We start from the raw sequence: 21,567 nt of genomic DNA, 5'->3' as shown, positions 1-21,567 counted from the left end.
AAGATATGTTTTTAGATGTGTTATTTTACTGCGTTTTGTCTTTGCGTTTAAACAGATAGACTTTAGATTCTTTGCCTTTTAGCAAACGTTCCAGGTTTTTCTGATGCGTCACTAAAATTAAAACACATACACACATGCCGTACAATACTTCTGATTTTATGGAAGAATGAAAGATGAAAACGATGCTGAGTGGAAAAGTGAAACCTGCGCAAATAGAACTGAGCGACACATATTTGGTAATGAGTAACACGACTACAAAGACCAGTACACAAAGCATGGAGGCTGGGAAGTTAACGGCCAAAATCATCCCAAACAGCGTTGCAACGCCTTTCCCGCCTCTAAAGCCGGCAAATACCGGAAAAAGATGGCCCATTACTGCTGTTACGCCCAGAGCCAGCTCATAATTTACAAATTGTGCAGAATTCTGTGGGCCGGTGACAGATAATCCAATAAAGGCAGCCAGAGTTGTGGCTGTATATCCTTTGGCAATATCAATAACCATTACAGTTATTCCGGCTTTCTTACCCAAGACCCTAAAGGTGTTGGTTGCGCCGGCATTTCCGCTACCGTATTCTCTTACATCAATACCGTAAAAAGCCTGGCCAAGCCAAACGGCCGTTGGAATTGATCCAAAAAGGTAAGCGAGCAGTAAAGCGCTTAAAGAATAAACCGTGACCATAGCCTACAATGATACAAAAAATAAGCTTTCATTTTTAAGAGAAAATTCAGTTAGAATGCTTTTAAGCTCATATCTAAGCTTTTAACAGAGTGGGTTAAGGCACCCATAGATATAAAGTCTACCCCGCAAGCAGCATATTCTGCAACATTTTCTTCCGTAATTCCGCCTGATGCTTCTGTAAGAAATCTCCCAGCAATCAGTTGTATTGCCTCGCGAAGCATTGGAAAACTAAAGTTATCCAGCATAATGCGGTCTACACCTCCGATTTCGAGTACTTGATTAAGTTCTTTCAGATTTCTAACTTCTATTTCAATCTGAAGATTTTTATTTTGAACGGCAAGATATTTTTGCGCCGAAAGAATGGCATTCGCAATTCCTCCCGCATAATCAACATGGTTATCTTTAATCAAAATCATGTCATACAACCCAATACGATGATTTACACCTCCACCAATTCTTACGGCCCATTTTTCAAGATAACGTAAACCAGGTGTTGTTTTTCTGGTATCAAGTATCTGTGTTTTATAGCCGGACAACTGAGCAACAATATAATTGGTTTTTGTCGCAATTCCACTCATCCTTTGCATACAATTTAGCACCAAGCGTTCTGCAATTAAAATAGAATGTGTAGAACCTGAAACTTTCAGTGCAACGTCCCCTATTTTCACGGCTGTTCCATCTGAAAGTAATACGTCTACCACAAGGTTTTCATCCACAACTTTAAAAATTTCAATCGCCAGCTCTACACCGGCAAGGATTCCATCTTCTTTAATGATGAGTTGTGCTTTTCCTTTCGTATCGGCCGGAATTGTAGATAATGAGGTGTGATCACCATCGCCTAGATCCTCGGCAAGGGCATTTTTTATAAATTGATCTATAAGTTCTATGTTCAAAACGGCATGAATTTGCTCCAAAAATAACAATTATTTACGAGCTGACAATTGTATTGTACCATAAGGCAAATCTATATCGGTTTACTCTTTAGCGTTTTCTATCCGAAGTTCCGTAATCTGGAAAAGATTGTTGTTTTTTTTCATCGTAATGGAAACACGAAAAGTCTCTTTAGCCGTGCTCATTAACACAACCCCAAAACGATAATTGGGATTGGCATTTATTTTATGAAAAATACTGGTTTTAATTGGTGGATGTTTAACAAAAAAATCTCTCAAAATTTGTTCTCCTTGTGCCTTTGAGTAGACATCTTCTTCGTCAATAATGATCAGTTCTATAGATGACGAAAAGTTTTTGGCAATTTCTTTTGCATTTCCTGCACGAAAATAAGAGGATAAATCATCGATAATATCGGCCTGAAAGGCTTTATACGGAAGAATCGACGAAAAACTGACAACAAGTAGAAATAGGCTACGGATCATTTTTGCTTTTTAACAAACAATCACCAACACAAATTATGCCATTAGGTTATCAAAAAAAGGAAATCTTAATTTGTATAAACTTCAATTCGCCTATATTTGCTTAATCGATGAACAGAACAGGCAAAATCCCAAAAATGTTTTGGCTGTTTGAATAAATTTAGTTTTACAACATGATAAACGATAAAAAAGTAGCACTCCTAATTTTAGATGGCTGGGGTTATGGTAAACAGGATCAGTCTGATGCCGCCTTTGCAGCAAATACACCTTTTTTCGATTCCCTATTGGAAAAATATCCAAACTCAAAATTGGAAGCATCTGGAGAAGCTGTGGGTTTACCTGCCGGACAGATGGGAAACTCTGAAGTGGGCCACATGAATTTGGGCGCCGGACGCGTCGTTTATCAGGAACTTGGCCGGATCAATAAAGCAATTACCGATAGAGAATTGCACCGCAATCCAATCTTATTAAATGCATTTGATTACGCCAAAAAGAACAACAAATCCGTACATTTTATTGGTTTAGTTTCTAACGGTGGCGTTCATGCACATATTGAACATTTAAAAGCATTATGCGATGCAGCGAATGAAGCAGAAGTTTCCAACTCCTACATTCACGCTTTTTTAGATGGCCGTGATACCGATCCAAATTCTGGGTTGGGTTTCATCACCGATCTACAAAATCACCTTCAGCATTCTACTACAAAACTGGCTACTTTGGTTGGCCGTTATTATGCAATGGACAGGGATAACCGTTGGGAACGTGTTAAACAGGCATACGATGTTATGGTAAAAGCTGTTGGAGAAAAAACAACTGATCCAATTGCAGCCATTCAAAAATCTTACGATGAGGGTATAACAGATGAATTTTTAAATCCTGTTGTTGTAACCGATGGCAACGGCGAGCCAATTGCTACCATACAGCCTGATGATGTAGTGATTTGTTTTAATTTCCGTACCGACAGAGGCCGTGAAATAACAACTGCTTTGACCCAAAAAGATTTCCCTGAACAAGACATGCATAAATTGCCTTTGTACTACGTTACAATGACTACTTATGATGAAAATTTTGAAAAAGTTAATGTAATTTTCACTAAAGACGATTTAACACAAACCTTAGGCGAAGTTCTTGCTGCAAATAATAAAAATCAGATCCGCATTGCAGAAACAGAAAAATACCCTCATGTAACTTTCTTTTTCTCCGGAGGCCGCGAAGCGGAATTTGCGAATGAAAAACGCATTTTAATTCCTTCTCCAAAAGTTGCAACTTATGATTTGCAACCGGAAATGAGTGCACAGGGAATTACAGATGCAATTACCGCCGAGATGGAAACCGGTTGGGCAGATTTTATTTGTTTAAATTTTGCAAACCCAGACATGGTGGGCCATACTGGCGTTTTTTCTGCGGTGATAAAAGCGGTAGAAACTGCAGACAGATGTGCTGAAACTGTTGTAACCAAAGGTTTGGAAAACGGATATTCTTTTATCCTTCTTGCAGATCATGGAAACTCTGAATATATGGTTAATGGTGATGGTTCTGCCAATACAGCCCACACCACCAATCTGGTTCCTTGCATTTTGATTGATAAAGATTATTCTTCAATCGCAGACGGAAAACTAGGCGATATTGCACCTACCGTTCTCAAATTGCTTGGCGTTGCTATCCCTGAAGAAATGACTGGAAACATTTTGGTATAATGTGTAAAAAACCAATTTTGTTTTTGTGTATTGCCCTGATTGCTGCGTCTTGTACGCCTAATCCGGGCAATAACAAGTCTGCTGAAAAACCTGCGTATTTTAATGTTAAAGCTTACTTTGACCAACAAAGCCGCGCATTAAACAAACGAAAAGTTAGTGTAGTGAAAATTGTATCTGTGAATGGTTCTACAGAGAAAAAAGAACTGGTTGTACAGGATTGGACAAAAGAATTAAGTGCATTCTCCAACAACGACATCAACAAAACCGCCTGGCAAGGAGAATTTTCAGTTACAAAAACGGATTCTACAATAGTATATCGCACCAAGAATATTAAAATTCCAGTTCGCGAGCTTCTTGTGCATGTAAACAACGATACCGTAGATCGGATTCAATTGATTATCCAGAATAAAAATTTGCTTTATACTTCCACAGATACATTGAGTTATACATCCGGAAAATTTTACCGCATTAAGAAACAACAGAATATATGGTTGTTAAAACCGCGAGAATATGTTATTTCTGCAGAAATCAAGTGATAAAAAAAACTCCCGAATAATTTCGGGAGTTTTTTTATTTTAAAGTAGCAATCTGCGCTTTATCGTAGGTTATCCAATCGATAATATCTTTTCGCACCGGCTGCAAGGTTAGTAATTTCTGGAAATCAGCTATTGAATTGTTAAACAAGGCGATGCAGGCAGTTCTTTCCGCACCTTTTTTTGCCTTATACGACTTAAATATTGCGTAATCTTTGTAGGCTAAACCTCTGTTTTGAAGCATCTGAGTATCTTCATCTCCACTTATTTCAATCGCTTTGGTAAAATCTTTAATTGCCGAAGTATAAAAATTTTCGCGCATATCACTTAAAGATTCTTTAGGGTCATTTGCCACATTTAATCTGGCTTTTCCTCTGTAATAATATGCTGAAACTTCATTTGGAGTGAGAGAAATCAACCTGGTATAGGTACTGATACATTTTTCAAAATCGCCATTCTGGAAATAAGAGTAGCCCAACATTTTCAAAACTTTAGCATCGTCACGAGTTTTTGCATCAGCTTTTTCTAATTGGGTCACGGCAGTTTTATAATCTCCTTTCATCATCGCCGCCATGCTCTTATCATAGTTGTTTTGAGCAAAACTTCCGGTAGATGAAAAAATGATTAATCCTAAAATGGATTTTTTAAAATAGTTCATGTATGAATATTAAGTTTTAACAAATCTAATACATCAATTGGATTTTCATGCATTTTGATATAAAAAAGTCAGAATCCGTTTACAATTTAGGCGATATGAGCGTTTAATGCATACGAAATCAATAGCTAAAACGTAAATACATCAAAGTTATGATGCGGCATTAAAAATAAATTCTTTCTGCCGTTTTAACATAAGGTTTATATTATTTTCATTTTGGCACAAGAGTTGAATTTATTACCTTAATTATAATTTAAACAATGTGTGTACGATAATACTGCCAGTTTGTCGTTAGAGAAAATGTGATAATGAGTAAACAAGATATATTTGATTTCAATTCTGCAATGCCAATTATAAACGAGGATACTGAATTTTTTCCATTGATGTCTCAACAAGATGAGGACGAAATGAACAATGAAGAAACGCCCGAAATTTTGGCCATCCTGCCTTTGCGAAATACCGTTTTATTCCCCGGCGTAGTCATCCCAATTACCGTTGGACGGGATAAATCAATCAAACTGATCAAAGAAGCTTACAAAGGCAATAAGATTATTGGCGTAGTTTCTCAGAGAGATGTGTCTATAGAAGATCCAACTTTTGAGCAATTAAACCCCGTTGGAACCATTGCAAACATCGTTAAGTTGTTGCAAATGCCCGATGGAAATACAACGGTGATCATCCAAGGGAAGCAACGTTTTAGTTTAGTAGAAGAAGTTCAGAACGAACCTTATATTAAAGCAATTGTTAAAAAATTCGAGGAACAAAAACACAAGACAGATAAGGATTTTAAAACCCTGATCGCGTCTATACGCGAAATGTCTGCACAGATTATTCAGCTTTCGCCAAACATCCCTACGGAGGCAAGTATTGCGCTAAAAAACATTGAAAGCAATTCATTTTTGATCAATTTTATTTCTTCAAATATGAATGCCGAAATGGCCGATAAGCAAAAAATCCTGGAAATGGACAGTTTGCCCGATCGAGCACAGAAAGTAATGGAACTTTTGATGGTCGAGTTGCAAATGCTTGAATTGAGAAATCAAATTCAATCTAAGGTTCGTACCGATTTGGATAAACAACAACGCGATTATTTCCTGAATCAACAATTAAAAACCATTCAGGAAGAATTGGGTGGAAGCTCTGCAGATTTAGAATTCGATGCTTTACAGGAAAAAGCAAAAAAGAAAAAATGGTCTAAAGAAGTTGCTGCACACTTTGATAAGGAATTGGATAAACTTGGAAGAATGAACCCGGCGGCGCCAGATTATTCCGTACAATTAAACTACCTGGAATTATTGCTGGATTTGCCCTGGAGTGAATTTACTAAAGATAATTTTGATCTGAAACGTGCACAACGCATCTTAGATAAAGACCATTTCGGATTAGAAAAAGTGAAACAACGTATTATTGAGTATCTGGCCGTTTTAAAATTAAAACGCGATATGAAGGCACCGATTTTATGTTTGGTTGGCCCTCCGGGCGTAGGAAAAACCTCATTAGGAAAATCTATCGCGAAGGCGCTGGGTCGTAAATATGTGCGTATGGCTTTAGGTGGAATTCGTGATGAGGCCGAAATCCGTGGTCATCGGAAAACCTATATTGGAGCTATGCCTGGCAGAATTATTTCATCAATTAAAAAAGCTGGCGCAGATAATCCGGTTTTTGTACTCGATGAAATTGATAAAGTTGGCACAGACCATCGCGGCGATCCTTCTTCAGCATTGCTTGAAGTTTTAGATCCTGAGCAAAACAATGCATTTTATGATCATTATGTAGAGATGGATTATGATTTGTCTAACATTTTGTTTATTGCCACAGCAAACTCATTAAGCACCATACAACCCGCTTTGTTGGATCGGATGGAAATTATCGAGGTAAATGGCTACACCATTGAAGAAAAAATCGAAATTGCCAAAAAATACCTCCTTCCTAAACAAAAGGAAAATCATGGTTTACAGAATAAAGACATCAATCTTAAACCTTCTATCATTGAAAAAGTGATTGAAGATTATACCAGAGAATCTGGAGTGCGTGGTTTAGAAAAACGTATAGGATCATTGGTGCGCGGTGTGGCTACAAAATTGGCAATGGAAGAACCATACGATGTAACAATGAGTACGGAAGATGTAGAACGCATTCTGGGTGCACCGGTTTACGATAAAGATTTGTATGAAGGCAATGAAGTTGCAGGTGTAGTAACAGGTTTGGCGTGGACCAGCGTTGGTGGTGATATTCTCTTTATTGAAGCCAGTTTAAGTCCGGGAAAAGGTAAATTAACCTTAACTGGTAATTTGGGCGATGTAATGAAAGAATCGGCAGTAATTGCGTTGGCGTACTTACGTGCACATGCCGCTGAGTTTGGAATTGATTACTCTTTGTTTGATAACTGGGATGTACACGTACACGTACCTGCGGGTGCAACACCAAAAGACGGCCCTTCTGCAGGTGTAACAATGTTAACTGCATTAACTTCTGCATTTACACAACGTAAAGTGAAACAACACCTTGCCATGACCGGAGAGATTACTTTAAGAGGAAAAGTTTTACCCGTTGGCGGTATCAAAGAAAAAATTCTGGCTGCGAAACGCGCAAATATCAAAGAAATTATTTTGTGTAAAAGCAACCGTAAGGATATTTTAGAAATTAAAGAGAGCTACATAAAAGACCTTAATTTCCATTATGTTTCTGAAATGAGCGAAGTAATTGATTTGGCATTGACCAAAAACAAAGTAAAAAAACCATTAGATTTAACAATTAAAGCGACATCAATCGTCAACTAATTTGTAATTTTTTGGTTTGTAGCCAAATAATTCAATTAGTATAAATACTTTTACAGCCTGGGCATTTGCTCAGGCTTTTTTTATGAAAATTTCCTTTTCCAGTTTACTCGTTTGTTTCCTGTTAGTTTGTGCATCACCAGCTTTTAGCCAATCGTTCAAAAATGAATTTGGCTTTAAAACAGAAAACGATGCCTATTTAGCCACTTTAAACGATCGATATTATACCAACGGTTTGTTCATTTATTTTCGCAGGGCGATAGATCCTTCAAAACTGAATGAAAATATAGAGAAGAAAACCTATGAAATTTCTGTTGGTCAAAAAATGTACACACCTTATTGGGGCAATGTGCCAAAAAGAGAAGACCAAGACAGACCGTTTGCCGGTTATCTCTATGCCGGAGGAGCATATTCAGTCTTTTTTAAAAATGAAAGCGTACTGAAAACAAGCGTAGAAATTGGAACAGTTGGGCCAAATTCATTGGCACAAGATGCACAGAAGTTATTGCACACTACTGTTGGTTTTTACACACCCGCAGGTTGGGAATACCAAATCAAGAACGAGCTGGCACTAAACTTATCTGCCAACTACAGCAAACTTTTAGTTCGCACTAACGATCCTATTTTAGACGTTAGTGCCCAAGGTTACGCAAATTTAGGCACAACATTTTCTGGTTTGGGTACTTCTTTATTATTTAGGGTCGGAAATATAAATCAGCTGTTCAATAGCGCTTACCACAATGCTGTAATCGGCGAAGCCAAAACAAAAAAAATAAACAAGAATGAGTTTTTCGTTTACATAAAACCTCAGCTTAATTACGTCGCTTATGATGCAACCATTCAGGGAAGTTTATTCAACAACAATAGTCCGGTTACTTACGGCGTAAAACCAATTGTTTTTGAACAACAATTTGGCGTAAATTTTAGTTCAAACCGATTCACTGCAGATTTCAACGTGATCTTTAAAACCAAAGAAGTTAAAAGTATCGCCCAAGCGCAAAATTATGGAGGATTGAGTTTATATTACAGATTTGGAAGATAAATTATAAACAAGAGAGGGAGCGAATAAATCGCTCCCTCTCTCATTTAATTGGTCAATTTAACAGCATTTAAGCTGAGATAAGAATCCATGTATACCTTAACTTCTTCTTTCTTTTGCGCATCATCAATCAAATCATAAAGTGGTGTTAAGCCATCAGTTAAAGCACCTGTAAATCTGGCCTTATCTTCGGTCGTAGTCGCAACCCAATTGTTAAGATTTAAGATTACCTTATCATTAATTTTTTCTGTTTTTAGTTTAGTAATGTCGCCACCTATAGAGCTGTAATAGATTTCCGCCGCAGCGTTTGCATTCAAATTACGTAGATTCGCCTCATCCAAATACCCACTGAATAAACCGAAAGTCTTCGCCAGTGCATATCGCACACCTTCCATCACGGTTGCTTCCTTATCTAAACCAGCAGAACCATCGGCCTGATACACAACATCAAACTTAGATCCGATACTTAAACCTGTCAAAATATGCGTACCATATTTTTTAATCAGAGCTTCAGCATTCAGCGTAAGTAAATCCTGCTTAAAACCTGTAGTTAAATAGCTGTTTATTCTCTGATCGTAATAAAACCTATATCTTTTCCTAATCATATAATATGAATAATAGCCATAAACATATTTGGAAGCTGTTGTGGTTGATTCGGGAAAAGCTTTGATCATGGTATAACCGAAAGCACGTTGTCCTTTTGTAGAATTAATTCTGTTGGACAATTTCTCAGAAAGATCTACAGCATTATTACCAAGAATAGTAATTGTGGAAGATTCTGTTCCGCGCGCCAAATCTATTAAACCAGGTCTGGCAGCTGCATAAGCAGCCATATCTACAACCCCAGCACGTGTAGAAGATTCAGAATTGAACTGATCTGTGACATCATATCCGTAACCCAAAAAATTATACTTTTCTGAAGCTGCATACAAGGGCATTGATTCCTGCGTTTCTCCTTTTACCCTCAGTTTAATATCCGTGGATAAAATTTCTTCAGGTTCTAAAATTTCTGAACTTTCTTTTTTGCAGGAAGCGAGAATGGCGAGCATCGCCAGCGCTAAAATTGTTTTTTTCATTTGATTAGTTATTTGTGTGTTCTGCAAAATATAAATGTTAAAGCCAACAACCTAAAGTTTTAGGACTTAAATTGCAACAAAACTACTGCAGATAAAAAAACACGCTTAATACCCTAAATATCAACTTTTTTTCTATTCTGTTTCTTCTCTGACTTTGAAGCTTTATTACTCAAACGTTTTTCAACAACAGCTTTCGGAATTTTTGTCGGTTTCCTTTTCTTTTGTATCTCAAGCGAAGTTTTCAACAGGATTAAAAGTTTAGCAATCGCTTTTTCTTTGTTTAGCAGCTGACTGCGTTCCTCCTGAACAACCACATGAAGCAAACCTTCTCCATCCAAACGATTTTCCAATTTGCTTTTAGACAAGGTTTTTTCATCCTCAGTAAAAAATGTGGCCAAATCATAATTAAAAATCAATTCCACTTTTGTGGATACCTTATTTACATTTTGACCGCCTTTGCCTCCACTTCTGGACGTCTTAAACACAACAACTTTTAAAATTTCTGATCTGGATGGTAGCATTTTGTAAAAATAAAAAGAATACAAAGCTAAAAAATTCAGGTATTCTTTACCGATTTTTTACCTTTGCATCAGAATGAAAAAGAACTTGGTTATAGCTATAGACGGCTACTCATCTTGCGGAAAAAGCACTTTGGCAAAAGCCTTAGCTAAAAAATTAGGTTTTATTTATATTGATAGTGGCGCAATGTATCGTGCAGTAACGCTCTATTTTCTTCGAAATAAAATAAATGTTGCAGATGATGCTCAGGTTATTGATGCTTTACAGCACATCGAACTCAATTTTCATTCTCGTGATTATGAATCGCACATTACACTCAATGGCGAAGAAGTATCTGATGAAATCCGCCTGATGCCCGTTTCTGAAAATGTAAGCGAAGTTTCTGCACACAAACTCGTTCGGCACGAAATGGTAAAACAGCAGCAAAGAATGGGCAAATCCAAAAATATTGTAATGGATGGCCGCGATATTGGTACAACAGTTTTTCCAGATGCTCCGGTAAAATTTTTTATGACAGCCGATCCAAAAATAAGAGCAGAACGCAGGTTTAAAGAATTGGAAAGTAAAGGCAATAATACAACCACCTTAGAAGAAGTTTTTGAAAATCTGGCTCATCGTGATTATGCCGATACCACACGTAAAGAAAGTCCGTTGGTACGAGCAGAAGACGCCATTATTTTAGATAACACCGATCTTACACAAGAAGAACAATTGAATTTCGCATTAGACCACGCGAAACCATTTATAAACGGATAATATAACTTGCCTTTAGCTTAAAGAAAATTGTGCGCTTGGCTTAATTTCCGATCGCCTTTTTCTTTCTCGATTTATTTTTTCGGTTCTAAATAACTGCTTTAATCTCTACAAGCATTCCTTCCACTCTCCCATCAATTTCTTATATTAGCGATTCAACCGAATCTACAATATGAAAATCTACCTATTTCTAGCCATATTCCTTTTAAGCTGTTCAACTTCTGTTTCTGCACAAACTGGATGGATTAAACTTTTTAATGGCAAAGATCTTAAAGACTGGAACATTAAAATTTCTAAACATGAATATAACGACAATTATGCCAATACTTTCCGTGTAAAAGATGGCTTATTGCAAGTTGGGTATGAAGGTTACTCAGATTTTGACCAACAATACGGACATATTTTCTACAAAAAACCATTTTCTGCTTATGTATTGAAAGTTACTTACCGTTTTGTTGGCGAACAAGCTAAAGGCGGCGAAGGCTGGGCATTGAGAAACAGCGGGGCAATGTTACACTGCCAGGCACCCGAAACAATGCTAAAAGATCAGGATTTTCCGATTTCTATTGAAGGCCAAATTCTGGGTGGCGATGGCGAACACATCAGGCCAACCAGCAATGTTTGTACGCCAGGCACTGAAATCGTTTATCAGGGAAAATTATTTACGCCACATTGCCTAGATTCGAAATCAAAAACCTACAATGGCGATCAATGGGTAACAGCAGAATTTGTAGTCTTGCAGGATTCAGTGATTAAACATGTGATTGATGGCGAAGTTGTATTGGAATATACGAAACCACGCATTGGCGGCGGAAATGTATCCAACTCTGATCCAACAATTAAAACGGACGGTAAAGCACTTAAATCCGGATACATTGCGTTACAAAGCGAAAGCCATCCGATCGAATTTAAAGATGTTCAATTGTATAACCTGGAGCCATATATGGGCGACAAAGCAAAGCTGGAAGCTGTTTTGACAAAAATACTAAAATAGTTTACCGTCTAAGTGAAGGCGGCATATATTTTGTTTGCCCTATGGAGCGCGTAGACCGCGAGAAAAACAGATCAGGAAAACCATATCTGAATGCCGGGCAGCAAAAGGAAGAATACCTCGAATCTGCATTTTATGACATCTGGCTGGGCAAAAACAAATCGGTGAAACTAATTGCGCATGAAGGCAAAAAACTGGCAAAATACAAAAGCTGTTTATCTTGTGGTTTTAAAACCTTTACATTTCCTCGCATCAAAGTGATAACCAAAGCAACATACAAAAGAGCGGGAAATGGTAAAGAAATTCAGAATTGTAAAACTGCGGAACCGAACATTTTTTGAGAGAAGTTGCAATTCCTGTCTGGATTGCAAGTAGTTCAGATTCTTCTTCGTCAGGCAGCGGAAGTTCCTCATCGTCATCATCATCAAGCGATTGGGGCGGCGGAAGCAGTAGCGGAGGCGGCGATGGCGGAAGCTGGTAGTTTGCAGACTTGTAATTTATGCGGATCAATTTTAACCTATTTCTCTTTTTTACCAATGCAATTCCTAATTTTGGCACATTAAATGTTATTTGCATCGCATAAAATTGATGCACTCATTTCCGTTACACAAATGGAACACATACAAAACCTATGATCAGATTCTTAATCCTTTCTATTGCGCTTTTCTTTACTGCCGGCATAGCCAACGCTCAAATTATGTACAAGGTTACCGCCGATAAACTGAACGTTAGAGAAACCGATAAAACCGGAAGTAAAATTATAGGCTTTATCCCGCAAGGCGAAAATGTTGCTGTACTCGATTCTACAAATAAAGATTTTTTTAAAGTGAAAGTCACCAACGGCGAAGGTTATGTAAGCAGTTCATTTTTGGTACGCGTTACTCCAGTTGCAGCAAAACCAGCCGCAAAAACAGTTGCAGCGGTTGAACCTAAAGTAATGCAAGACAATTCCAGCCTGATCTTTTTTGTTGCCATAGCTTTAATTGTTGGCTTAATCATTTTCTTGATTTTCAAATTTGTTTCTTCCAATCGCCTGCTTATTGCGTTTTGCACTTTTGTAGTATTGATTTTAGGTTATTTCTGTTACATCACTTTTGTGCAGAAAAAAATAATTAGCGGCGTTTACCGCGGCGATCAGGGCGCGCAATTCAAATCTTTTGATTTTAAATCTAAAGATTCCGTAACCGTAACAGACAGCTATACCGATTCCTTATTTACTTCACATTATACAATTGATGGTGATTTAATTAAACTTTACCAGGAACAAAATTCTATTCTCCTGGTAATCCGCGATGAAAATACTCTGGTTGGAGAAGGTTTTACAAAAGGCACGTTTAAGAAATAAAAAGTATATTTCCTGTATTTGCTATTGTGAAAGTATAACTCGAAATTCCTGACAATAATGCGGAGTCTATACTGGAACTTCTGAATAACGTTCCTAATGTTAATGCCAAGGCAATTACTGGAAAGCTTTGTTACTGTCTGAAATTAGAGAAGCAGTGGAAGAAATAAACCTCATCAAAATGAAAAAAAACAAAGTCGCAGCGCCGGAGATTTTTTATATGCATTATGAGTTAGAACTATACCAGTATTTGAACGTCAAGCTAAACGCTTATTAAAAAATGCATTTCTACAAATGGAAATCCGGACGCTTGGACAAAAAACAGGTAAAAATCCAGAGTTTCGGAAATATCGCTATACAGTTCGTATTGCCATCACTTCAAAAAAGGCAAGAGAAAATCTGGCGGAGCTTGAATTATTACCAATTTTGTAGTTACCCAATCTGTCGTCTATTTGCATTCTTTTATGACTAATCTGAGAGTGATAATATTAGTGATAAAGAACTTTGTGAACTGCTGAGCTAAGTCTCCCCATAGATCCGATAAATTGGCGTTGTACGCAGTGAAGTTAAGAACTTAACAAGAAGCACCATCGCGCCAAATCAATTCCAGACTTTGTTTTCTAAACCGGATTGAGTGGAATAGCCCGCAGCGCAGCGAGGACTATAAGCGAAAGCCGGACTGCTGTTTCGGAAGAACTTGTGGCGTTCATTTTCAAATATTTAATGCGCAGGTTATACATTTTTGTTCATGAAAACAGCGAATAGCTTTTGAAAATTCTGGCCAGAAAACAAAACACATTTTATCTTGATAATTCATTTTAATGGCTTTAAATTCTAAACACCTTAAAATCAGCCAGATTTATTAAAAAAAACTTTTCCATAATTAAAAAAAGTATTACCTTTGCAGTCCCTAAATAGGGAAAAAAGGAGATAATTAATTAATGGCTAAAAAACAAGTAGCAGAAAAAGAATTAGCAGCTAAAACAGCTGAACTTCAGGGAGAAGGCGGACGCCTTACTGAAAAAGAAACTATTGAATCAGAAGCTGATTCAGTATCGATCGAATCGATCAAATCATCATTAGCAACACCAACAGAAGATTTTGATTGGGATGCAGACGAAAAAGTTTTCGGTAATTACAATGACGCAGACCGTAAAAAGTTTGAAGATATGTATGCTGGAACATTCAACCAAATCACTAAAGGTGAAATCATTAGCGGTATTGTTGTATCTATCAACAATAAAGATGTTGTATTAAACGTAGGTTTCAAATCTGACGGTTTAGTATCTACTTCTGAGTTCCGTGATACTCCAGATTTAAAAATCGGTGATTCAGTTGATGTTTTTGTTGAAGCACCTGAAGATGCTAACGGTCAGTTGATTCTTTCTCGCAAAAGAGCTAAAACCCAAAGATCATGGGAAGCGATTAACGAGGCGCTTGAGAACGATCAGATCATCAATGGTTTCGTTAAGAGCCGTACTAAAGGTGGTTTAATTGTGGATATCATGGGTGTTGAGGCTTTCTTGCCAGGATCACAAATCGATATCAAACCAATCCGCGATTACGATGTATACGTTGGAAAAACAATGGAATTTAAAGTGGTTAAAATTAACCATGAATTTAAAAACGTTGTAGTTTCTCATAAAGTATTGATTGAAGACGATTTAGAATCACAAAAAGTTGAAATCGTTTCTAAATTAGAAAAAGGACAAGTATTAGAAGGTACTGTTAAAAACATTACTGATTTCGGTGTATTCATCGATTTGGGTGGTGTTGATGGTTTACTTCACATTACAGATATTTCATGGGGTCGTATCGAGCATCCGAAAGAAGTATTGGCATTGGATCAAAAAATCAACGTGGTTGTTTTGGATTTCGATGACGAGAAAAAACGTATTGCTTTGGGCTTAAAACAATTGACTCCACACCCTTGGGAGAATTTAAGCACTGACATTCAGGTTGGTTCTAAAGTAAAAGGAAAAATCGTAACTGTTGCAGATTACGGTGCTTTCTTAGAAATCATCCCTGGTGTTGAAGGTTTGATCCACGTTTCAGAAATGAGCTGGTCACAAAACTTGAGAAATCCTCAGGAATTCTTGAAAGTAAGTGATGAAATCGAAGCTGAAGTTTTAACTTTAGACAGAGACGAGCGCAAAATGAGCTTGGGTATCAAACAATTGTCTAACGATCCTTGGCAGGAAGTTGCTGCTAAATTCCCAGTTGGAAGCAAGCATCAAGCTGTTGTTAAAAACATGACTAACTTCGGTGTATTTGTTGAAATCGAAGAAGGAATTGATGGATTAATCCACATCTCTGACCTTTCTTGGTCTAAAAAAATCAACCACCCTAATGAATTCACTAAAGTTGGTGATGTATTAGACGTAGTTGTTTTAGAACTTGATGTTGACAACCGTAAATTAAGCCTAGGTCACAAACAATTGGAAGAAAACCCTTGGGATACTTTCGAAACGATCTTTACTTTAGATTCAATTCACCAAGGTACTGTTGTTAAAGTAACGGATAAAGGTGCTGTTATCGCTTTACCTTACGGTGTTGAAGGTTTCGTACCTACAAAACATATGGTGAAAGAAGATGGTACTTCTGTTAAAGCTGAAGAAACCAACGATTTCAAAATCATTGAATTTAACAAAGAAGCAAAACGTATCGTAGTATCACACGCCCGTATTTGGGAAGAAGCTAAAGCTGAAGTTGCTGCTGAAGAGCGCGCAACAAAGAAAAAAGAAGCTAAAGCTGCTGTAACTGCGGTTAAAAAAGTTAAAGATTCTGTAGAGAAATCTACTTTAGGAGACTTAGACGTATTGGCTCAATTGAAATCGCAATTAGAAGGCGAAGAAAGCAAAGCTAAAAAAGGCTAGTTCTTTTTAACTGATAAATTAATCCCGATAGCGCAAGTTATCGGGATTTTTTTTGCAATTATTTTTGCCACGGAAACACGGAAAACACAGAGTGTATGCCATATTCCGTCATGGCGGGAAGGCTTTTTCAGCCAACGAAGCAATCTGATACCAACCATATAGAAATTTAAGAATACTGAAGAAATAGAAAACACTTACATTTCTTAAATCTCTTACATGGTTAAAATTTTTATTTTTGCTCGCGATTATTTTTCTCACGGAAACACTGAATACACAAAGCACACTCCATAAACCGTTATTGCGAAAAGGCTTTTTCAGCCGGCGAAGCAATCTGATTAGTATGGATACAGCGATCGTTTTAGATTCCTTTTTCGCGCCTTCCGCATTGACATTAACTTACGAATCTGATTAAACAAAGCTTTTTCTGTACTTTTGAAAAGCATAACCTAGCATTTTAGCATGAGAAAAATTGTCTTTTTATTTTTAATTATAATTTCCTACAAACTTTCGGCACAGGAAGTTAATATTATCCCGCAGCCAGCTTATGTAAAAGTTGATTCGAATAAAAAACCTTTTTCAATAGATGCTAAAACACAAATCGTAATTGTCGATTCTTCATTATACAATTCCGCAAACTTTCTTAATGATTATTTTCAAAAATATTATAATCTCAAACTGAATATAACCAACGTAACACCCACAAAAAACTTTATTAATTTAATTTTAAACACCAGAATTAGCGAATTTGAAAACGCTTATCTCCTTAATACTTTAGATAACGGAATTGTTATCGCAGGCACATCGCAAGCAGGAATATTTTACGGTGTTCAGTCCTTAATCCAATTATTACCAACTGATAATAAAACTTCGATTAACATATCATCCATTAACATAATAGACCATCCCCGCTTCGATTATCGTGGAATGCACCTTGATGTGAGTAGGCATTTTTTTGATGCTGCCTTCGTAAAAAAATACATTGATTATCTGGCTATGCATAAAATGAATTATTTTCATTGGCACTTAACCGACGATCATGGCTGGAGAATTGAAATCAAAAAATATCCTAAACTTACCGAAATCGGTGCCTGGCGCGATGGAAGTATTATCGGTTTATGGCCCGGTAAAGGAAATGAAAACATCAAATATCAAGTATTACCGAATGAGATCAAGATAACGCCGCAAAACGCAAAAGTCAAAACCGATGGCGTAAAACACGGCGGATATTATACACAAGAAGAAATTAAAGATGTAGTAGACTATGCTGCTAAACGGTATATCACGATTATTCCAGAAATTGAAATGCCAGCACACAGCATGGCCTTGTTGGCTGCTTATCCAGAATTAGGAACAGAACCCAACAAGAAATATGAGGTGGCCCAAACCTGGGGAATGATGAACAAATACAACAATGTGCTACAAGCATCAGATACAACGTTTAAGTTTCTCGAAAATATCTTAACCGAGGTGATGGATTTATTTCCATCTCAATATATCCACATCGGTGGAGACGAAGCATCGAAAGTCTGGTGGAAACAATCTGCCGTTTCACAGGCATTTATGAAACAAAACGGTTTGAAAACCGAAAGTGAACTGCAGAGTTATTTTATCCGTAGAATGGAGAAATTTGTGAACAGCAAAGGAAAAACCATTATAGGTTGGAATGAAATCTTACAGGGTGGCCTCGCACCAAATGCAATTGTAATGAGTTGGCAAGGTGAAAAAGGCGGAATTGAAGCTGCTAAACAACAGCACAAAGCCATTATGACGCCTGAAAACAAAATGTACTTTAACCACGGTCAGTTTGTGAAAGAAGATAGTTTAACGGCAAGCACGCCTTCTTTGCTGGTTAATGTTTACAATTATGAACCTGTACCTGCGGAATTGACATTGGAACAAACGAAATACATATGGGGCGCACAAGGTTGCTTGTGGACAGAATACATCACCAATCCGCAGAAAGTGGAATATATGTTATTTCCTCGTCTGGATGCATTGAGCGAGATTTTATGGAGCCCGAAAGAAAAACGAAACTATCCGGATTTCAAAAAAAGATTAAAAAACCAATTTAAAAGGTATGATCTAATGGGCATTACCTACAGCAAAAGGTATCTCACAGAAGATTTTTAACCTTAGAAAATCAATGGATTAATTTCAAATGTGCCTGTTGTTGAAATGCGCCCGGCGTAGTGCCAACAATTTTCTTAAATGCACGGATAAAGTAATTAGAATCGCTGAAACCGAGTTCGTAACTGATTGAGGCAACTTTCGCGCCTGGCTGCACCAATAAAGTTTTTGCTTTGTTAATTTTTTCCTTCAGAATGAAATCATTCGGACTTATGCCCAGCTCGCGCTTAAATAATCGGTAAAATGTTGCTTTACTCATGCAAGCTTTATCACTAAGTGTATTGATATTAATTTTTTCTCCAAGATTGGCTTTAATATAGCCCATAACGAATGCCAAAGGATTTTGATTTAAGTTATACCCTTGATCATTCACCATTTTAAGGTTTTGCGTTTGCATGATTCGGACCAAAAGTTCTTTCAGCGTTAAATCTGCCAGTACATCTTTTTCGCGCGAGTTTTCTGAACAGATTTTAATCACTTTATTAATTAGGTACGCAATTTCTTCATTGTTGTAAAAATGATATTCATCGTAATTCAACAACCATTTTTCCTTACTTCCTTCTTTCGGAAAAAATTCATTGAGATAATTGATTGTTTTACCAATCTGATCTTGATCTATTGCCAGTGCAATACATTGAGTTGGATTTACATTTGTTGCTTCCGGAAAATCAATTTTCATCGTTACCGATGGCGGAACAATTACGGTTTGGCCGGGTATGTAATCAAAACCTTTCTTATCAAAAAGATGCATCACCTTTTTCCCTCTAAGCATACTTGTGATCACAAAATCATTAAAGGTTAAAGGAACCTTATACGTTTCTGTATAGGTTTCGAAAACTTTTAATTCGCACCGCTCCAATGTATAAGAAGTACGGTTTTCAACAAGTGTTTGTAAAGTTGCCGAATTGCTGAGATTCAGCTTTTTTAAAGTATGCTGCATAGTAAGGTAAGATAGTGAAATTGTGTGATAACTAACGTCACATTTACGTAGAACAGCACACATAGTGAAACAAAAATGCTATCATTTGAAACAATATCACTACCTAAACGAAAGCTTTTGGAAGTAGGTTTGTATTAACCAAATCTTATAATCATGGAAAATACAGTTAAGAAACCTGAGTTTAAGCCGCATTATGACAACTATATTGGCGGCAAGTTTACACCTCCGGTTCAGGGAAAATATTTTGATAACATCTCTCCTATTGATGGCAAAGTTTTTACAAAAGCTGCGCATTCAAGCAAAGAAGATTTAGAACTTGCGGTTAATGCAGCATCAGAAGCGTTCAAAACCTGGAGTAAAACGTCTTCGACAGAAAGAAGTATCATTCTGAACAGAATCGCACAGCGGATGGAAGATAACCTTGAATATCTTGCAACGGTTGAAACGATAGACAATGGAAAAGCCATCCGTGAAACACTGGCAGCAGATTTACCGCTTGGTATAGACCATTTCAGGTATTTTGCAGGTGTAATCCGGGCAGAAGAAGGTTCACTTTCAGAACTCGACCAAAATACCGTTTCATTAATTGTACATGAACCTATTGGTGTAGTGGCCCAAATTATTCCTTGGAATTTCCCTTTACTAATGGGCATCTGGAAACTTGCTCCTGCATTGGCCGCTGGAAATTGTGTGGTTTTAAAACCAGCTGAAAGTACGCCAATTTCAATTATGGTATTGATGGAGCTGATTGGCGATTTGTTGCCTCCAGGTGTTGTTAACGTAGTAAATGGATTTGGTGCAGAACTTGGCCGTGCTTTAGTAACCAATCCTAAAGTTGCCAAAGCAGCATTCACCGGATCTACACCAACCGGCCGTTTGGTTATGCAATATGCCACAGAAAATATCATTCCGGTAACACTAGAATTGGGAGGAAAATCTCCTAATGTGTTCTTTAGTTCTGTTATGGATGAAGATGATGCATTTTTAGACAAAGCCATTGAAGGCGCTGTACTCTTTGCACTGAATCAAGGTGAAATTTGTACCTGTCCATCACGCCTGTTGGTACAGGAAAATATTTATGATAAATTTATTGCAAAAGTTATAGAACGTACCGAAGCCATTAAGATTGGTAGTCCGCTGGATAAAACCGTAATGATGGGCGCACAGGCATCAAAAATTCAATACGAAAAAATTGCTGCATACATTAAATTGGGTAAAGAAGAAGGCGCAGACTTATTGACCGGTGGTGATGTAAATGAATTGCCAGGCGAATTGGGTGGTGGTTACTATATTAAACCGACCATATTTAAAGGCCACAATAAAATGCGGATTTTCCAGGAGGAGATTTTCGGACCTGTACTCGCTGTAACCACGTTTAAAACGGTAGAAGAAGCCATAGAAATTGCGAATGACACATTATATGGTCTAGGTGCAGGCGTTTGGACGCGTGACGCGCATGAATTGTATCAGGTACCACGTGCAATTCAAGCTGGCCGGGTTTGGGTAAATCAATACCATTCTTATCCTGCAGGTGCGCCATTTGGTGGTTACAAACAATCTGGTGTGGGTAGAGAAAACCATAAAATGATGCTTGGACATTACCGCCAGACCAAGAACATGCTAATTTCTTATGACAAAAATAAACTGGGCTTTTTTTAATAGACACCCAATCGACTAAAAATCTTTCTGGCTTATTTTCATTCATAATAATTTCATATTATCTTTTAAGATCAAGGATTGAATAAACTTCACCTTTTAATTAAGGCAGTTCTGCATTTAGAACTGCCTTAACGTTAAATCCCAAAACTATGATTGCACGAATAGACAGTACTGAAGTAGCAAAAGAACTCATTGCAACTTTAAAAAAACAACATGGCGAGCTGATGTTCTATCAGGCAGGAGGATGCTGCGAAGGCACACAACCTCAATGCTTTGAAAAAGGTGGCTACTATCTACGCATGAATGATGTTTGCATTGGCGAAGTGGAAGGTTGTGAGTTTTGGGTAGACCGCGACTTATTTGAATACTGGAAATTTTCGCACTTCACATTAGACGTGCTGGATGGCTTTGGTGTTGGTGGTTTTTCGTTAGAAACTCCATTACACAAAACATTTAAAATTCATTACCGCTTGTTTTCGGCAGAAGAGCTGGAAAATTTATCTCCTGTAAAAACTGCAGAATGATCGTTTTTTT

The 21,567-nt window shown here is 37.3% G+C and carries 20 protein-coding genes; 13 read left to right on the top strand and 7 right to left on the bottom strand.

Annotated elements, in window-relative coordinates; genetic code table 11:
* Positions 1-25 precede the first annotated feature (25 nt).
* The 3 genes from plsY to ACJVDH_RS04225 form a co-directional block, all read right to left on the bottom strand.
* Entirely contained in the window at positions 26-679 is a 654-nt protein-coding gene (gene plsY, locus ACJVDH_RS04235; RefSeq protein ID WP_443946327.1) for a glycerol-3-phosphate 1-O-acyltransferase PlsY, read from the bottom strand.
* A 50-nt stretch (positions 680-729) separates the two neighbouring features.
* On the bottom strand, positions 730-1,572 hold the full coding sequence (gene nadC / locus ACJVDH_RS04230) for a carboxylating nicotinate-nucleotide diphosphorylase (RefSeq protein WP_443946326.1): 843 nt from the start codon (positions 1,570-1,572) through the stop codon (positions 730-732).
* 81 nt (positions 1,573-1,653) lie between these two features.
* Positions 1,654-2,052, bottom strand: coding sequence for a DUF4783 domain-containing protein (locus ACJVDH_RS04225; protein ID WP_443946325.1), 399 nt, complete (start codon positions 2,050-2,052; stop codon positions 1,654-1,656).
* A gap of 170 nt (positions 2,053-2,222) precedes the next feature.
* On the opposite strand from ACJVDH_RS04225, the gene gpmI reads away from it, so the two are divergent.
* Both gpmI and ACJVDH_RS04215 read left to right on the top strand, forming a co-directional pair.
* On the top strand, positions 2,223-3,746 hold the full coding sequence (gene gpmI / locus ACJVDH_RS04220) for a 2,3-bisphosphoglycerate-independent phosphoglycerate mutase (RefSeq protein ID WP_443946324.1): 1,524 nt from the start codon (positions 2,223-2,225) through the stop codon (positions 3,744-3,746).
* Positions 3,746-4,282: a hypothetical protein gene (locus tag ACJVDH_RS04215; protein WP_443946323.1), complete on the top strand. Its 537-nt coding sequence runs from the start codon at positions 3,746-3,748 to the stop codon at positions 4,280-4,282. The genes gpmI and ACJVDH_RS04215 overlap by 1 nt, the downstream gene beginning before the upstream one ends.
* Before the next feature lie 34 nt (positions 4,283-4,316).
* On the opposite strand, the gene ACJVDH_RS04210 is transcribed toward ACJVDH_RS04215, so the two are convergent.
* Positions 4,317-4,937, bottom strand: a complete 621-nt coding sequence (locus ACJVDH_RS04210) for a tetratricopeptide repeat protein (RefSeq protein WP_443946322.1) — start codon at positions 4,935-4,937, stop codon at positions 4,317-4,319.
* A 305-nt stretch (positions 4,938-5,242) separates the two neighbouring features.
* Here ACJVDH_RS04210 and lon point away from each other — a divergent pair, with 305 nt between their 5' ends.
* Complete coding sequence (gene lon / locus ACJVDH_RS04205; RefSeq protein ID WP_443946321.1) at positions 5,243-7,714, top strand: endopeptidase La; 2,472 nt, start codon at positions 5,243-5,245, stop codon at positions 7,712-7,714.
* Between the two features lie 82 nt (positions 7,715-7,796).
* Positions 7,797-8,753, top strand: coding sequence for a lipid A deacylase LpxR family protein (locus tag ACJVDH_RS04200; protein WP_443946320.1), 957 nt, complete (start codon positions 7,797-7,799; stop codon positions 8,751-8,753).
* Positions 8,754-8,797: 44 nt separating this feature from the next.
* Here the strand turns inward: ACJVDH_RS04200 and ACJVDH_RS04195 are convergent, their stop codons facing one another.
* Together ACJVDH_RS04195 and arfB are read right to left on the bottom strand one after the other, a co-directional pair.
* Positions 8,798-9,826: an MAC/perforin domain-containing protein gene (locus ACJVDH_RS04195; RefSeq protein ID WP_443946319.1), complete on the bottom strand. Its 1,029-nt coding sequence runs from the start codon at positions 9,824-9,826 to the stop codon at positions 8,798-8,800.
* Positions 9,827-9,939: 113 nt separating this feature from the next.
* Positions 9,940-10,347: an alternative ribosome rescue aminoacyl-tRNA hydrolase ArfB gene (gene arfB / locus ACJVDH_RS04190; RefSeq protein ID WP_443946318.1), complete on the bottom strand. Its 408-nt coding sequence runs from the start codon at positions 10,345-10,347 to the stop codon at positions 9,940-9,942.
* Positions 10,348-10,420: 73 nt separating this feature from the next.
* Here arfB and cmk point away from each other — a divergent pair, with 73 nt between their 5' ends.
* The 7 genes from cmk (at position 10,421) to ACJVDH_RS04155 (ending at position 18,437) form a co-directional block, all read left to right on the top strand.
* A complete protein-coding gene (gene cmk, locus ACJVDH_RS04185) occupies positions 10,421-11,101 on the top strand; it encodes a (d)CMP kinase (protein ID WP_443946317.1) in 681 nt (226 codons plus the stop codon).
* 169 nt (positions 11,102-11,270) lie between these two features.
* Positions 11,271-12,092 carry a 3-keto-disaccharide hydrolase gene (locus ACJVDH_RS04180; protein ID WP_443946316.1) on the top strand — a complete coding sequence of 274 codons (822 nt, stop codon included), beginning with the start codon at positions 11,271-11,273 and terminating at the stop codon, positions 12,090-12,092.
* A gap of 41 nt (positions 12,093-12,133) precedes the next feature.
* Positions 12,134-12,430: a hypothetical protein gene (locus ACJVDH_RS04175; RefSeq protein ID WP_443946315.1), complete on the top strand. Its 297-nt coding sequence runs from the start codon at positions 12,134-12,136 to the stop codon at positions 12,428-12,430.
* Positions 12,427-12,570 carry a hypothetical protein gene (locus ACJVDH_RS04170; protein WP_443946314.1) on the top strand — a complete coding sequence of 48 codons (144 nt, stop codon included), beginning with the start codon at positions 12,427-12,429 and terminating at the stop codon, positions 12,568-12,570. Before ACJVDH_RS04175 ends, ACJVDH_RS04170 begins: the two co-directional genes overlap by 4 nt.
* A gap of 150 nt (positions 12,571-12,720) precedes the next feature.
* Positions 12,721-13,434 carry an SH3 domain-containing protein gene (locus tag ACJVDH_RS04165; RefSeq protein WP_443946313.1) on the top strand — a complete coding sequence of 238 codons (714 nt, stop codon included), beginning with the start codon at positions 12,721-12,723 and terminating at the stop codon, positions 13,432-13,434.
* Positions 13,435-14,372: 938 nt separating this feature from the next.
* Positions 14,373-16,307, top strand: a complete 1,935-nt coding sequence (gene rpsA, locus ACJVDH_RS04160; protein WP_443946312.1) for a 30S ribosomal protein S1 — start codon at positions 14,373-14,375, stop codon at positions 16,305-16,307.
* Positions 16,308-16,766: 459 nt separating this feature from the next.
* Positions 16,767-18,437, top strand: a complete 1,671-nt coding sequence (locus ACJVDH_RS04155) for a beta-N-acetylhexosaminidase (RefSeq protein ID WP_443946311.1) — start codon at positions 16,767-16,769, stop codon at positions 18,435-18,437.
* A gap of 10 nt (positions 18,438-18,447) precedes the next feature.
* On the opposite strand, the gene ACJVDH_RS04150 is transcribed toward ACJVDH_RS04155, so the two are convergent.
* Entirely contained in the window at positions 18,448-19,374 is a 927-nt protein-coding gene (locus ACJVDH_RS04150; RefSeq protein WP_443946310.1) for an AraC family transcriptional regulator, read from the bottom strand.
* A gap of 153 nt (positions 19,375-19,527) precedes the next feature.
* Between ACJVDH_RS04150 and ACJVDH_RS04145 the strand changes: the two genes are divergently transcribed.
* Together ACJVDH_RS04145 and ACJVDH_RS04140 are read left to right on the top strand one after the other, a co-directional pair.
* The gene (locus ACJVDH_RS04145) at positions 19,528-21,033 is read left to right on the top strand and encodes an aldehyde dehydrogenase family protein (protein ID WP_443946309.1); all 1,506 of its coding nucleotides are present in this window, start codon (positions 19,528-19,530) and stop codon (positions 21,031-21,033) included.
* Positions 21,034-21,182: 149 nt separating this feature from the next.
* Positions 21,183-21,557, top strand: a complete 375-nt coding sequence (locus tag ACJVDH_RS04140; RefSeq protein ID WP_443946308.1) for a DUF779 domain-containing protein — start codon at positions 21,183-21,185, stop codon at positions 21,555-21,557.
* Positions 21,558-21,567: the final 10 nt, after the last annotated feature.

Origin of the sequence: Pedobacter terrestris, from assembly GCF_052343045.1 — a bacterium.
Taxonomy (GTDB): domain Bacteria; phylum Bacteroidota; class Bacteroidia; order Sphingobacteriales; family Sphingobacteriaceae; genus Pedobacter.
This window is presented reverse-complemented; position numbering and strand designations above follow the sequence as displayed.